Below are 13,187 nucleotides of genomic sequence, written 5' to 3' on the forward strand. Positions count from 1 at the left end.
GAGCCGGAGGACTCGCGGTTCGTGCCGTCCGCGCCCGAGCCGAGCCCGGTGCCCTCGGCGTCCCGCAGCGTCAGCACCACCTCGTCGATCTCCTCGCCCCGCGCCTGCGCGTACCCCCTGGCCCGCGTGGACTCCCGGAAGCCGCACTTGCGCAGCACCCGCAGTGAGCCCGCGTTGTCCGCCGCCGCGCGTGCGTACAGCGGGCGTTCGGGGACCTCGGCCAGCAGGGCGCGCAGCGCGGCCGTGGCGATGCCCCGGCCCCAGTAGGCGCGGTCCACCCAGTAGGTGACCTCCCGCTCGCCCGGCTCGCCGTAGACGGCGGCGCTGCCGACCACGTCACCGTCCGCCAGGATCGTGCGCAGCACGTCGGACGAGGCACGCAGCTTGTGCCAGTGTGCGTCGAAGGCGCCGCGGTCGGCCGGGTCCTCCGGGGTGAAGGCGGCCATCCGCAGGGCTTCCGGGTCGTTCAACTGCCGGAAGAACACCGGCAGATCGCTGTCGTGGACCTCGCGGAGCACGACCTCCATGGCTCACAGCCTCCGGGTGGCGAGCGTCAGACGGTCACGGGCGTCGAAAAGGGCATCCTTCACCATCTGCTCGTGCGCGGGCGTCAGGCGCGCCACGGGGATCGAGCAGCTGACCGCGTCCCGGGCCGGAGTGCGGTACGGGATCGCCACGCCGAAGCAGCACAGGCCGAGGGTGTTCTCCTCGCGGTCGACGGCGTAGCCCTGCTCGCGGATCCGGTGCAGCTCCTCGATGAGCTTCTCGCGGTCGGTGATGGTGTGCTCGGTCAGCGCGGGCAGCGTCTCGGGGAGCATCTTGCGCACCTGCTCGTCCGAGTACGTGCTCAGCAGCGCCTTGCCGAGCGAGGTGGAGTGGGCGGGCAGGCGGCGGCCGACCCGGGTGAAGGGGCGCAGGTAGTGCTGCGACTGGCGGGTGGCCAGGTAGACGACGTTCGTGCCGTCCAGACGGGCGAGGTGGATGGTCTCGGTGGTGTCGTCGGACAGCCGGTCCAGCGTCGGGCGGGCCGCCGCGACCACCTCGTCGCCGTCGATGTAGGAGGTGCCGACGAGCAGCGCGCGCACACCGATGCCGTAGCGCGTGCCGGTGGCGTCGGTCTCCACCCAGCCCAGCTCGACGAGCGTGCGCAGCAGCATGTACAGGCTGGACTTGGGATAGCCGACGGCCTCCTGGACCGCGGCCAGGGAGTGCATACCGGGCCGGCCGGCGAAGTACTCGAGCAACTCCACGGTCCGCACCGCGGACTTGACCTGCGCCCCACCGCCCGTCTCGCCTGCCGACATCGCCCTTGACCCCTTCGTTCGACGAGAAGCTGCAGATATAGTCTCAGCGTATTCATCATCAGAGACAGCGTTCAGTATATCGAACGCCCTGGTGGATGACCCGAATACGGCCGACCGGGCCGACCGTAGGGACCGGTCGGATACTGCGGCAAGACATGTGGAGGGATCCGCGGTGGCAGCACCAGTCTGGAGTGTCGACCCCCGTACCGGGAAGCAGCGGGAACAGGTCGCGGTGGAGGCCACGGCCCAGGAGGTGGACACCGCCGTACGGGCCGCCCACGGGGCGCGCGCCGCGCTCGCCGACCGGACCGTGCGCGCGGCCTTCCTGCGCACCGCCGCCGACCGGCTGGAAGCGACCCGGGACCGGCTCGTCGAGGCCGCCGACGCCGAGACCGCGCTCGGCCCGGTCCGGCTCACCGGGGAACTGGCCCGGACCTGCTACCAGTTGCGGGCCTTCGCGGACATCGTCGACGAGGGCGCCTTCCTCGACGTGATCATCAACCACCCCGACGACACCGCGGCCCCGCCGATCCCGGACCTGCGCCGCTACAAGGTGCCGCTCGGCGTCGTCGCCGTCTACTCCGCCTCCAACTTCCCCTTCGCCTTCTCCGTCGCCGGCGGTGACACCGCGAGCGCGCTCGGCGCGGGCTGCCCGGTCGTCGTCAAGGCCCACCCCGACCACCCGGCGCTGTCCGAGCTGGCCGCCCGGGTGCTGCGGGGGGCCGCCGCCGAGCACGGCGTCCCCGAGGGCGTGGTCGGCCTCGTCCACGGCTTCGAGGCGGGCATCGAGCTCGTCAGGCACCCGCTGGTCGCCGCGGCCGGCTTCACCGGCTCCGTACGCGGCGGCCGGGCCCTGTTCGACGCCGCCGCCGCACGGCCGGTGCCGATCCCCTTCCACGGCGAACTGGGCTCGCTGAACCCGGTGCTCGTCACCGAGGCGGCCGCGGCCGAACGGGCGGAGGCCATCGGGGCCGGTCTGGCCGGCTCGATGACGATGGGCGTCGGGCAGTTCTGCGTGAAGCCGGGCCTGGTGCTGGTGCCGTCCGGCGGGGCGGGCGACGCCCTGGTCAAGTCGCTCACCGACGCCGTCGGCGACACCGACCCGGGTGTCCTGCTCGACCACCGGATGCGCGACAACTTCCTCGCCGGGGTCGCCGAGCGCACCGAACTGCCCGGTGTCGACTCCCCGGTCGCCCCGGGCGCGGGCGGCGAGCACACGGTCAGCGCGGGCTTCCTGACGGTCCCGGCCGGGAAGCTGACCGGCGAGGGGGCGTACGACGTGCTCCTGGAGGAGTGCTTCGGGCCGGTCACCGTGGTGGCCCGCTACGAGGACGAGAGCGAGGCCACGGCCGTCCTGTCCCGCCTCCCCGGCAACCTCACCGCGACCGTGCAGCTGTCCACCGAGGAGGCGGCCGGCGAGGGACGCGGCGCCGAACTGCTGGCCGAGCTGACCCCGCTCGCCGGGCGCGTGCTCGTCAACGGCTGGCCGACCGGCGTCGCGGTGGCCCCCGCCCAGCACCACGGCGGTCCCTACCCGGCGACGACGTCCACGTCCACCTCCGTGGGCGGCACGGCGATCGAACGCTGGATGCGCCCGGTGGCGTACCAGAACGCCCCGGAAGCCCTCCTCCCGCCCGAGCTGCGCGACGACAACCCCCTCGGTCTGCCCCGCCGCTTCAACGGCCGCCTGGAGCGCTGAACCGGCCGCACGGAACCGGATCGCCGGGCGTCCGCGTCCTCCCTCACATGATCGACAACAGTGTGCGCGGACGCCTGGTGATCCGTACGGCCGTGCCTGCCGAGGCGGCGGCCGTCGCCGACCTGATGGTGCGCGCGCGGTCCACGTACTACCCGGACGGCATCCCGGACGCCGAGGTCGACTGGACCGCCAGGTGGCGCCAGGCCATCGAGAACCCCGACGGCCACGTGCTGTGCGTCGTCGGCCAGGGCCGCACCGTCGGCGTCGCCTCCTTCCGCACCCCGCCGGACAGCGCCGCGGACACGGTCACGCTGTTCCAGTTCCACGTCGACCCCGGCCACTGGCGCTCCGGCATCGGCACGGCACTGCACGCGGCCTGCGCCGAGCAGTGGCGGACCGACGGCAGGCGGACGGCCGTCCTGGAGGTCCACGCGGACAACCACCGCGCCCAGCGCTTCTACACCCGCCGGGGCTGGACCCCGGACCGGGAGCACCCGCTCGCGGAAGGCGACACCCACCTGCGCCTGCGGTACGCGGTGACCGGGGAATGAAACAGGCTGCTTGATCGTTCACGGACTCGGCGGAGGGGGGCCTCCCTCCGCTTCCGTACGAGTGGGAGAGCCGAGAGCATGCGCGTCGAGATCTGGTCGGACATCGCCTGTCCCTGGTGCTACGTGGGAAAGGCGCGCTTCGAGAAGGCGCTCGCGGACTTCCCGCACCGTGATCAGGTCGAGGTGGTGCACCGGTCCTTCGAGCTGGACCCGCACCGCGCCAAGGACGACATCCAGCCCGTGCTCACCATGCTCACCAAGAAGTACGGCATGAGCGAGGCGCAGGCTCAGGCCGGTGAGGAGAACCTGGGGCAGCAGGCCGCCGCCGAGGGGCTCGCGTACCGCACCCGGGGCCGCGACCACGGCAACACCTTCGACATGCACCGCCTGCTGCACCTGGCCAAGGAGCACGGCCGGCAGGGCGAGCTGCTGGACGCGCTGTACCGGGCGAACTTCGCCGAGGAGCGGTCCGTCTTCGCCGAGGGCGACGAACGGCTGGTGGAGCTGGCCGTCTCCGCCGGGCTCGACGCCGGCGAGGTCCGCAAGGTGCTCGCCGACCCCGGCGCCTACGCCGACGAGGTCCGCGCCGACGAGCGGGAGGCCGCCCAGCTCGGCGCCACCGGGGTGCCGTTCTTCGTGCTCGACCGCACGTACGGCGTCTCCGGTGCCCAGCCCGCCGAGGTCTTCACCCGGGCGCTCACCCAGGCGTGGGGCGAGCGTTCGCCGCTCACCCTCCTCCAGGGCGGCGACGGAGACGCCTGCGGACCGGACGGATGCGCGGTGCCGCAGAGCTGAGACCGGCACGTCCACCCAGGTCGGCGCGGACGCATAAGCGGCGCTTGGGTGTACCGCGCAGAAATACGCGATGGACTGCGACCGCACCGGGCCGCACAGTGGTGCCATGGAGACCTTCGAGAGCCTCGTCCGTGCCGAGTTCGCCCCGAAGAACACCTACCTGAACACCGCGGCCCTCGGGCTGCTCCCGGCCCGTGCGGTGACGGCCCTGCGCGCCGCCGTGGACGCGGCCGCCGCCGGGCGGCCCACCGACATGTTCGCCGACGTCGAGGCCGCCCGCGCCTCCTTCGCCCGGCTGACAAGGGTGCCGGACCGCCGCGTGGCGGCCGGCGCCTCGGTCGCCGTCTACACCGGGCTGATCGCCGCCTCGCTGCCCGAGGGCGCCGAAGTCCTCACCGCCGAGGGCGACTTCAGCTCCCTCGTGAACCCCTTCCACGTCCGCCGCGACCTGAAGGTGCGCACCGCCCCGCTGGAGCACGTCGCCGAGGCGGTACGGTCCGGCACGGCGCTGGTCGCGGTGAGCGCCGCCCAGTCGGCGGACGGCCGGATCGCCGACCTGCCCGCGATCCGCGAGGCCGCGCGCGAGCACGGGGCGCGCACCTACGTCGACGCCTCCCAGGCCGCCGGCTGGCTGGAACTCGACGCGGACGCCCACGACTACGTCTCCGCCGTCGCCTTCAAGTGGCTCCTGTGTCCGCGAGGCGTGGCCTTCCTGGTCGTCCCCGACGACCTCGGCGGTCTCAGCCCGCTGTTCGCCGGCTGGGTGGCGGGGGAGCGGCCCTGGGACAGCTGCTACGGCCCCATCGACGAACTCGCCCACTCCGCACGGCGGTTCGACGAGAGTCCCGCGCTCTTCTCCCACGTCGGCGCCCGCCGCTCCCTCGAACTCCTCGAGGAGCTCGGTGTGTCCGCCGTACGCGCCCATGACCTCGCCCTCGCCGAACGGTTCCGCGCCGGCCTGCGCTCCCTCGGCCACGAGCCCCTTCCCGCGCCCGGCTCACCGATCGTCTCCGTGCCCGGACTCGGCCACCGGCAGGGCGAGTTGAGCGATGCCGGCATCGAGCTCTCCGCCCGCGCGGGTAATCTGCGGGCCTCCTTCCACCTCTACAACACGCCCGCGGACGTCGACCGCCTGCTGGACGTACTGGCCGGATGAGCGCAACCGGGCAGGGGCCTCCCGTCCCACCCGAGGAGGCCCCTGCCCGGCAGTCACGGCGCGATCACTTCACGGGGGTGAAGTCCCGTGCCCCGATGAACTCCGGCCGCCGCACCGGCGCCGCGAACGGCTCCACCGCCGTGTTCTCCACGCTGTTGAACACGATGAACACGTTGCTGCGCGGGTACGGCGTGATGTTGTCGCCGGAGCCGTGCATGCAGTTGCAGTCGAACCAGGTCGCCGAGCCCGCCCTGCCGGTGAACAGCCTGATGCCGTGCTCGCCCGCCAGCGCGGTCAGCGCCTCGTCGGACGGCGTGCCCGCATCCTGCATCTGCAGCGACTTCTTGTAGTTGTCCTTCGGCGTGGCCCCCGCACAGCCGAGGAACGTCCTGTGCGACCCCGGCATGATCATCAGGCCGCCGTTGGTGTCGAAGTTCTCGGTCAGAGCGATCGAGACGGACACCGTCCGCATGTTCGGCAGGCCGTCCTCGGCGTGCCAGGTCTCGAAGTCCGAGTGCCAGTAGAAGCCGCTCGCCCCGAAGCCCGGCTTGACGTTGATCCGCGACTGGTGGACGTACACGTCCGAGCCGAGGATCTGCCGCGCCCGGCCGACGACGCGCTCGTCGCGCACCAGGTTCGCGAACACCTCGCTGATCCTGTGCACTTCGAAGACCGAGCGGATCTCCTTGGACTTCGGTTCGACGATGGAGCGCTCGTCGGCCCGGATCGCCGGGTCGCTCACCAGCCGGTCCAGCTCCTGCCGGTAGACGGCGACCTCCTCCTCGGTGATCAGCTGATCGACGGCGAGGAAGCCGTCACGCTCGTACGCCTGGAGGTCGGCGGCCGCGATCGGGCCGGGCGTGTCGGGGGAGCCCCAGACGACGGGGTCCTGACGGGGGACGGTCACCTCGGTGGTGCCGCGGGTGGGGTAGAGGTCGGTGACGGTGGTCGTGGTGGCGGTCATGGGGGTCACACCTCCTCGGGCTCGGTGAGCAGCGGGTAGACGCCGTTCTCGTCGTGGTCCTCCCGTCCGGTCACGGGCGGGTTGAACACGCAGATGCAGTGGAAGTCCTTCTCCTTGACCTTGAGCGTGTGCCGCTCGTGGCCGTTGAGGAGGTACATGGTGCCGGGCGTGATCGTGTACGTCTTCCCGGTCTCGCGGTCGGTGAGCTCCGCCTCGCCCTCGGTGCAGAGGACGGCCTCGATGTGGTTGGCGTACCACATCGACGTCTCCGTGCCGGCGTACAGGATCGTCTCGTGCAGGGAGAAGCCGACCTTCTCCTTGGCGAGGACGATGCGCTTGCTCTCCCAAGTACCGGACTCGGACTTGATGTGCCGGTCGGTGCCTTCGATCTCCTTGAACGAACGGACGATCACGGTGGTGCGTGCCTCCTAGCTGGGTTGCTCTTCTGCTCGGTCGGGTGTTCAGGCGGTCTCGCGGACCGCGCGGGCGAGGACGCGCATGCCCTCGTCCAGCTCCTCGGGGGTGATGGTCAGGGCCGGCAGCAGCTTGACGACCTCGCTCTCCGGGCCGGAGGTCTCCACCAGCAGCCCGAGGTCGAAGGCGCGCCGCGCGATCCGCTCGGCGCGGCCCTTGTCGTGGAACTCCAGGCCCCACACCAGGCCCCGGCCCCGGAACTCCTTGACCTCGGCGCGGTTCTCCTCGGCGATCGAGACCAGCCACTGCTCGACCAGTTCACCGCGGGCGCGGGTCTGCTTCTCCATCGCCGAGCCGTCGGTCCAGTACGTCTCCAGCGCGGCCGTGGCCGTGACGAACGCGGGGTTGTTGCCGCGGAAGGTGCCGTTGTGCTCGCCCGGCTCCCACAGGTCCAGCTCGGGCCGGAACAGGCACAGCGCCATCGGCAGGCCGTAGCCGCTGATGGACTTCGACACGGTGACGATGTCCGGCACGATCCCGGCCTCCTCGAAGGAGAAGAAGGCCCCGGTGCGCCCGCACCCCATCTGGATGTCGTCGACGATCAGCAGCATGTCCTGCCGCTCGCACAGCTCCTTGAGGGCGCGCAGCCACTCGGCCCGTGCGACGTTGATGCCGCCCTCGCCCTGCACGGTCTCGACGATCACGGCGGCCGGCTTGTTGAGCCCGGAGCCCTGGTCCTCCAGCAGCCGCTCGAACCACAGGAAGTCCGGGACCGTGCCGTCGAAGTAGTTGTCGAACGGCATCGGCGTGCCGTGCACCAGCGGGATGCCGGCGCCGGCCCGCTTGAAGGCGTTGCCGGTGACGGCGAGGGAGCCCAGCGACATGCCGTGGAAGGCGTTGGTGAACGACACGATGGCCTCGCGGCCCTTGACCTTCCGGGCCAGCTTCAGCGCGGACTCGACCGCGTTGGTGCCGGTCGGGCCCGGGAACATGACCTTGTACGGCAGGTTGCGGGGCCGCAGGACCAGGTCCTGGAAGGTCCGCAGGAACGTGCGTTTGGCGGTGGTCGACATGTCGAGCGCGTGGGTGACGCCGTCGCGCTCCAGGTAGTCGATCAACGCCCGTTTCAGGACGGGGTTGTTGTGGCCGTAGTTGAGCGAGCCGGCGCCCGCGAAGAAGTCGAGGTACTCGTGGCCGTCCTCGTCGTACATGCGGCTGCCGCGCGCCTGGTCGAAGACGGTGGGCCAGCCGCGGCAGTAGCTGCGCACCTCGGACTCCAGGGTCTCGAAGACGCTCAGGTCGGGCTGGGTGATGGTCACGACGAATCGCTCCTCGGTGTGGGGAGTGAGAGGGGGTCGGAGAGAGAAGGGATCTGGGAGGAAATGGACCGGGGAGGGGGAGCGGTCGGGTCTCAGAAGGACAGCGGACCGATCCGGTAGAGGACCTCCGGGTCGTGCGGCCCGTCCGGGAACTGCCCGGTGTCGAAAAGGACTTCGCGCTCGACCGCGGCGCCGTGCCGGGCGGCGTAGGAGGTGAACAGCCGCTCGGAGGCGGTGTTGCCCGGGGTGATCGTGGTCTCGACGGTGGTGAGCCCGCGCTCGGCGGCGACCCGAGTGGTGAGTCCGTCCAGCAGCCGGGCGGCCAGGCCCCGGCCGCGGTGGCCGGCGTCGACGGCCACCTGCCACACCAGCAGGGTGCGCGGGCGGTCGGGCCGCACGTACCCGGTGACGAAACCGACCGGTTCACCGTCCGCGCCGCGCGCCACCGCGGACGTGGCGGCGAAGTCGCGGCACCACAGCAGATAGCTGTACGAGGAGTTCACATCCAGCGTCCCGGAGTCCTTCGCGAGCCGCCAGAGCGCGGCGCCGTCGGCGACGGCGGGACGCTCGATGCGCAGGGTCTCCGGCAATTCGGTGTGGGGGGTTTGCAGGTCTGCTTGTGCGGCAGTCATGCGAAATGAACTTACCGAGAGGAATTCAAAAATGCATCGCCCTTGGGTCTTACATGCATCGCGCATGTGTGTTATCGCGCGGGCGCCCGATCGCGCGAAGCGGCGGCGTGATGTGCGGGTTTGCCCGTTCATTACCGGGCAAAAGGGCTGCCTTTGTGGAATGTGTCACAGCTGAGTAACTCTTGCGAGGCCCCTGAAAATACGCCGCCGAGCGTTCGCGAAATCTTTGCGTTTAGCCCGCGGGGAACGGGGCAGAAGAAGACGGTTGGCTATCCGAATTGAATTGCAGGATTACACCGATATAAAGCAGCTATCAAGCCCCGGTGACCCCGTCGATGCGCTCCCGGAGAATGTCGGCATGTCCATTGTGGCGCGCGTACTCCTCGATCATGTGGACGAACACCCACCGCACACTGACCTCCAGCCCCGCCATCGGACCGCCGGCGATCCGCCCGGTGTCGTCCAGTCCCCTGCCCGCGCACACCTCCCGCCCGCGGGCGATCTCGCGCCGCCACACGTCCAGCGCCTCCCCGAGGCCGCGCGCCGGATCGAGCACGTACCCGGTCTCCTTCCCGAACACCGACGGTACGTCGAGCCCGCCCACCACCCGCTGGAACCAGTTCCGCTCCACCTCCGCGAGGTGCTGCACGAGCCCGAGCAGCGTCAGCGACGAGGGCTCCGCCGAGGCCGTCCGCACCTGCGCGTCGTCCAGCCCGGCGCACTTCGGCTCCAGGGTGGCCCGGTGGAAGCCCAGCCGGCTCTCCAGCATGGGCCGCTCGGCCCCGGTCATCAGCGGAACCGGGCGGCCGTCGGGCAGGGTCCGGGGTGCGTCGGTGGGCATGGGGTCGAGCATGGCACGGGCGGGGGGTCCGACGCCCCCGCCATTTCAGCCCCGTCTGCCCTGCCCCGGTCGGCTACCGGCGCCACGCCTCCGCGACCGCGCGCCGGGCGCCCTCCACGTCCACGTCCGCGCCATGGCCGGCCAGGGCGGTGGCCAGGCCCGTCAGGCTCGCCTCCACCGCCTCCCGCGTGGCGTCCGGTCCGTAGTGGTTGACACGGATCATCTCCTTGGCGAGCGGGCCGCCGCCCGCGGCCAGGGGGAGGGCCGGGTCCGTCCCCAGGGCCCGGGCCACCAGGTCGGAGGCCGCGATGCCGGAGGGGGCGCGCAGGGTGGTGGCGACCGGGGCCGCCTCGGAGGCCGCGTGGACGTACGGCTCCAGGCCACCGCCCAGGGCCGTCGCACCCGCGCGGGTCGCCGCGGCGGCGCGGCGGTGACGGGCCATCACCTCGTCCAGGCCCACCTCCCCGATGCGCTCCAGGCAGGCCTCCAGCGCCAGCATCTCCAACTGCGCCGGCGCGTGCAGCAGCGCCTTGCGGCCGCCGTCGATCCAGCGCTCCTTCCAGTCCAGCAGGGACAGGTAGGAGCGGCGCGGCGCCCGCGGGTTCGCCGCCATCCGGGCCCAGGCACGCTCGCTGACCGACACCGCCGACACCCCGGCCGGCCCGCCCATCGCCTTCTGCGCCCCGATCACGCACAGGTCCACACCCCACGCGTCCGGCAGCACCGGCTCGGCGCCGACCGACGCCACGGCGTCCAGGTAGAACAGGGCTCCCCGCTCCCGTACGACCTTGCCGATCTCCGCGACCGGGTTGGTGTTGCCGGTCGCCGCCTCCGCGTGCACCAGCGACACGAAGTCGATCTCCGGGTGCTCGGCGAAGGCCTCCTTGACCTGGTCCGCCGTGACGGCCGTGTGGTACGGGACCGACAGGTCGTACACCGTCGCCCCGCAGTCCCGCAGCCAGTTGCCGAACGTCTGCCCGTACGGCCCCGTGATCACGTTCAGCGCCGTCGTGCCGGGACCGGTCGTCCCCCGGATCGCGCCCTCCAGCGGCAGCAGCGCCTCGCCCTGCGTGATCACGACGTCCTGCTCGGTGGCCAGCAGCCGCGCCACCCGGTCCTCGATCGAGGCGAAGCGGTCGGCGCTCAGCGGGGCGAGGTCGAGGAAGGGATGGGTCACGGCGGTGCTCTCTTCTGCGGTCTTCTACGGTCGAGGGTGAACGGTTCGAGAGTAGTCGGCGGGTTTCACCCCGCCTCCACCGGTGACCTCGGACGGGATGGTCCGGAGCGAGCGGTGGCTCACTAAAGTGCAGGGCATGAGCGATCACGCGGTGTTGCACGTGAAGGGGCGGGTGCTCGTCGGGCCGCAGGACGACCAGGTCCGGGACGAGCTGTGGGTCGTCGACGGCCGGATCTCCTACGACCGTCCGGCCGGCGCGAGGGACGTGACGACCGTCGAGGGCTGGGCGCTGCCCGGCCTGGTCGACGCGCACTGCCACGTGGGCCTGGACGCCCACGGCCCGGTCCCCGAGGACGTCTCCGAGAAGCAGGCCCTGACCGACCGTGACGCCGGTACCCTCCTCATCCGGGACGCGGGCTCGCCCTCGGACACCCGCTGGATCGACGACCGTGATGACCTGCCGAAGATCATCCGCGCGGGCCGCCACATCGCCCGCACCCGCCGCTACATCCGCAACTACGCGTGGGAGATCGAACCGGAGGACCTGGTCGCCCACGTCGCCCAGGAGGCCCGGCGCGGCGACGGCTGGGTCAAGCTGGTCGGCGACTGGATCGACCGCGACCTCGGCGACCTGTCCGCCTGCTGGCCGCGCGAGGCGGCCGAGGCGGCGATAGCGGAGGCCCACCGCCTGGGCGCCCGAGTCACCGCGCACTGCTTCGCGGAGGACTCCCTCCGCGACCTGGTCGAAGCGGGCATCGACTGCATCGAGCACGCCACGGGCCTGACCGAGGACCTGATCCCGCTCTTCGCCGAACGCGGCGTCGCGATCGTCCCCACCCTGGTGAACATCGCCACCTTCCCGAAGCTGGCCGACGGCGGCGAGGCCAAGTACCCCCGCTGGTCGGCCCACATGCGCCGCCTGCACGAACGCCGCTACGACACCGTCCGCGCCGCCCGCGACGCCGGCATCCCGGTCTACGTCGGCACCGACGCCGGCGGCTCCCTGCCCCACGGCCTGGTCGCGGCCGAGGTCGCCGAACTGGTCACGGCCGGCATCCCGCCCCTGGAGGCTCTGTCGGCGACGACGTGGTCCGCCCGAACCTGGCTCGGCCGCCCCGGCCTGACCGAGGGCGCCCCGGCCGACCTCGTGGTCTACGACGAGGACCCGCGCGCGGACGTACGGGTGCTGGCGGCGCCGCGGCGGGTGGTGCTGAACGGCAGGGTGGTCGGGTAGGTGCCTGCTTGACGCGGCGTTACGGACGGCGAGGGAACGCCTGTACTGATTGAATCGAAAAACTGACCGAAAACCCCACGAAGGAGTGAAGTCACGCTAGATCGCTGACCGTTCACTCTCAGTGCGTAATTCTTACCGGGTCCCAAGCATTCTCTTCTGGGGGTCCCGCACCTTGAACGGCCACACCTTCCGCATGCCCGCACGCCGTTGCGTCACCGTCGCCGCGGCCACCGTCCTGGCCGCCGGCCCGGTGACGCTGGCCGGCGCGGGCTCCGCGCATGCGACCGGCGCACAGGACGGTCGCGCCGGCGCCTCCGTCCTGCGCACCGGGCTCGACGTGTCCCTGCTCAACAAGACGGTGAACGTCCCGCTCGCCGTCTCCCTCGACGAGGTGCAGGCACCACAGAGCGCGGAGCAGACCGCGCTGACCGCCCGGCTCGACGGCGTCGACGGCGGAAAGCCCTTCAGCGTGCTCCGAGCGGACGTGGCCAAGGCCGACGCGACGGTCTCGGCGGACAAGGCCGAGGGCGCGGTCGACCTGGCCCACGCCGAACTCCATGTCCCCGGCCTGCCCCTGCTGTCCGTCATCGAGGTCGACCAGGTCACGTCCAGGGCGACCTGCGAGACGGGCAAGCCCCCGGTCGCCACGTCCAACGTCCTGGGCCCGGTCACCGTCCTCGGTAAACGGGTGACCGTCACCCCCGGCGGCACGACCGACGTCCAAGTGCCGGGCGTCGGTGAGGTCCGCCTGGATCTGTCGAAGCGGGAGACGACCTCCCGTACGGCCGCGGCGACCGCTCTGGAACTCAAGGTCTCCGTCAACCCGTTGAAACTGAACGTCGCCGAGGTGGAAGGAACCCTCACCCTCGCCCGGGCGACCTGCGAATCCCCGACGGCTCCTGAGGAGTCCGCGGCACCCCCCGCCGCCGCCGACGTGAAGCCCCAGAGCGCCCCCGCGGCCAAGCACGACCTGGCGGAAACGGGCAGCAACTCCCTGACCCCCTACCTGGCGGGAGGCTCAGCGGTGCTGCTCGCCCTGGGCGGAGGAGCGGTGGCGCTGGCACGCAAGCGCAGGGGGTGAGCACCAGGGGCTGGGCGGAG

13 protein-coding genes and 1 pseudogene are annotated in these 13,187 nt (G+C 71.7%); 6 read left to right on the forward strand and 8 right to left on the reverse strand.

The window, feature by feature from the left end; genetic code table 11:
- Positions 1-65: 65 nt before the first annotated feature.
- Positions 66-527: pseudogene (locus ACX25U_RS27950) on the reverse strand (GNAT family N-acetyltransferase); the annotation flags it as partial.
- 3 nt (positions 528-530) lie between these two features.
- A complete protein-coding gene (locus ACX25U_RS27955) occupies positions 531-1,304 on the reverse strand; it encodes an IclR family transcriptional regulator (protein WP_454383951.1) in 774 nt (257 codons plus the stop codon).
- A gap of 172 nt (positions 1,305-1,476) precedes the next feature.
- Here ACX25U_RS27955 and ACX25U_RS27960 point away from each other — a divergent pair, with 172 nt between their 5' ends.
- From ACX25U_RS27960 to ACX25U_RS27975, 4 genes are all read left to right on the forward strand, one after another.
- A complete protein-coding gene (locus ACX25U_RS27960) occupies positions 1,477-3,003 on the forward strand; it encodes an aldehyde dehydrogenase (NADP(+)) (protein WP_454383953.1) in 1,527 nt (508 codons plus the stop codon).
- 47 nt (positions 3,004-3,050) lie between these two features.
- Positions 3,051-3,554 (forward strand): N-acetyltransferase family protein, encoded by a 504-nt coding sequence (locus ACX25U_RS27965; protein WP_454383955.1) that lies wholly within the window; start codon positions 3,051-3,053, stop codon positions 3,552-3,554.
- Positions 3,555-3,632: 78 nt separating this feature from the next.
- Entirely contained in the window at positions 3,633-4,349 is a 717-nt protein-coding gene (locus tag ACX25U_RS27970) for a DsbA family oxidoreductase (protein WP_454383956.1), read from the forward strand.
- Positions 4,350-4,455: 106 nt separating this feature from the next.
- A complete protein-coding gene (locus ACX25U_RS27975; protein ID WP_454383958.1) occupies positions 4,456-5,505 on the forward strand; it encodes an aminotransferase class V-fold PLP-dependent enzyme in 1,050 nt (349 codons plus the stop codon).
- Positions 5,506-5,569: 64 nt separating this feature from the next.
- On the opposite strand, the gene thpD is transcribed toward ACX25U_RS27975, so the two are convergent.
- The 6 genes from thpD to ACX25U_RS28005 form a co-directional block, all read right to left on the reverse strand.
- Positions 5,570-6,469: an ectoine hydroxylase gene (thpD, locus tag ACX25U_RS27980; protein WP_454383960.1), complete on the reverse strand. Its 900-nt coding sequence runs from the start codon at positions 6,467-6,469 to the stop codon at positions 5,570-5,572.
- A 5-nt stretch (positions 6,470-6,474) separates the two neighbouring features.
- Complete coding sequence (locus tag ACX25U_RS27985) at positions 6,475-6,882, reverse strand: ectoine synthase (protein WP_454383961.1); 408 nt, start codon at positions 6,880-6,882, stop codon at positions 6,475-6,477.
- Positions 6,883-6,930: 48 nt separating this feature from the next.
- The gene (ectB, locus tag ACX25U_RS27990; RefSeq protein WP_454383963.1) at positions 6,931-8,202 is read right to left on the reverse strand and encodes a diaminobutyrate--2-oxoglutarate transaminase; all 1,272 of its coding nucleotides are present in this window, start codon (positions 8,200-8,202) and stop codon (positions 6,931-6,933) included.
- A gap of 92 nt (positions 8,203-8,294) precedes the next feature.
- Entirely contained in the window at positions 8,295-8,834 is a 540-nt protein-coding gene (ectA, locus tag ACX25U_RS27995; protein ID WP_454383965.1) for a diaminobutyrate acetyltransferase, read from the reverse strand.
- A gap of 313 nt (positions 8,835-9,147) precedes the next feature.
- Positions 9,148-9,675, reverse strand: coding sequence for a DinB family protein (locus ACX25U_RS28000; protein WP_454383967.1), 528 nt, complete (start codon positions 9,673-9,675; stop codon positions 9,148-9,150).
- A gap of 73 nt (positions 9,676-9,748) precedes the next feature.
- Positions 9,749-10,852 (reverse strand): pyridoxal-phosphate-dependent aminotransferase family protein, encoded by a 1,104-nt coding sequence (locus tag ACX25U_RS28005; protein WP_454383969.1) that lies wholly within the window; start codon positions 10,850-10,852, stop codon positions 9,749-9,751.
- 136 nt (positions 10,853-10,988) lie between these two features.
- On the opposite strand from ACX25U_RS28005, the gene ACX25U_RS28010 reads away from it, so the two are divergent.
- Positions 10,989-12,086, forward strand: coding sequence for an amidohydrolase family protein (locus tag ACX25U_RS28010; RefSeq protein WP_454383971.1), 1,098 nt, complete (start codon positions 10,989-10,991; stop codon positions 12,084-12,086).
- A gap of 172 nt (positions 12,087-12,258) precedes the next feature.
- Positions 12,259-13,167, forward strand: coding sequence for an SCO1860 family LAETG-anchored protein (locus tag ACX25U_RS28015; RefSeq protein WP_454383972.1), 909 nt, complete (start codon positions 12,259-12,261; stop codon positions 13,165-13,167).
- Positions 13,168-13,187 lie beyond the last annotated feature (20 nt).

It is taken from the genome of Streptomyces sp. JNUCC 63 (genome assembly GCF_054366325.1).

Bases quoted from the DNA above. Each gene is read 5' to 3' on its own strand.
- ACX25U_RS27965 (WP_454383955.1), top strand. From the start codon at position 3,051: ATGATCGACAACAGTGTGCGCGGACGCCTGGTGATCCGTACGGCCGTG.
- ectA (WP_454383965.1), bottom strand. From the start codon at position 8,834: ATGACTGCCGCACAAGCAGACCTGCAAACCCCCCACACCGAATTGCCG.
- ACX25U_RS27970 (WP_454383956.1), top strand. From the start codon at position 3,633: ATGCGCGTCGAGATCTGGTCGGACATCGCCTGTCCCTGGTGCTACGTG.
- ACX25U_RS28000 (WP_454383967.1), bottom strand. From the start codon at position 9,675: ATGCCCACCGACGCACCCCGGACCCTGCCCGACGGCCGCCCGGTTCCG.
- thpD (WP_454383960.1), bottom strand. From the start codon at position 6,469: ATGACCGCCACCACGACCACCGTCACCGACCTCTACCCCACCCGCGGC.
- ACX25U_RS27975 (WP_454383958.1), top strand. From the start codon at position 4,456: ATGGAGACCTTCGAGAGCCTCGTCCGTGCCGAGTTCGCCCCGAAGAAC.
- ACX25U_RS28010 (WP_454383971.1), top strand. From the start codon at position 10,989: ATGAGCGATCACGCGGTGTTGCACGTGAAGGGGCGGGTGCTCGTCGGG.
- ACX25U_RS27955 (WP_454383951.1), bottom strand. From the start codon at position 1,304: ATGTCGGCAGGCGAGACGGGCGGTGGGGCGCAGGTCAAGTCCGCGGTG.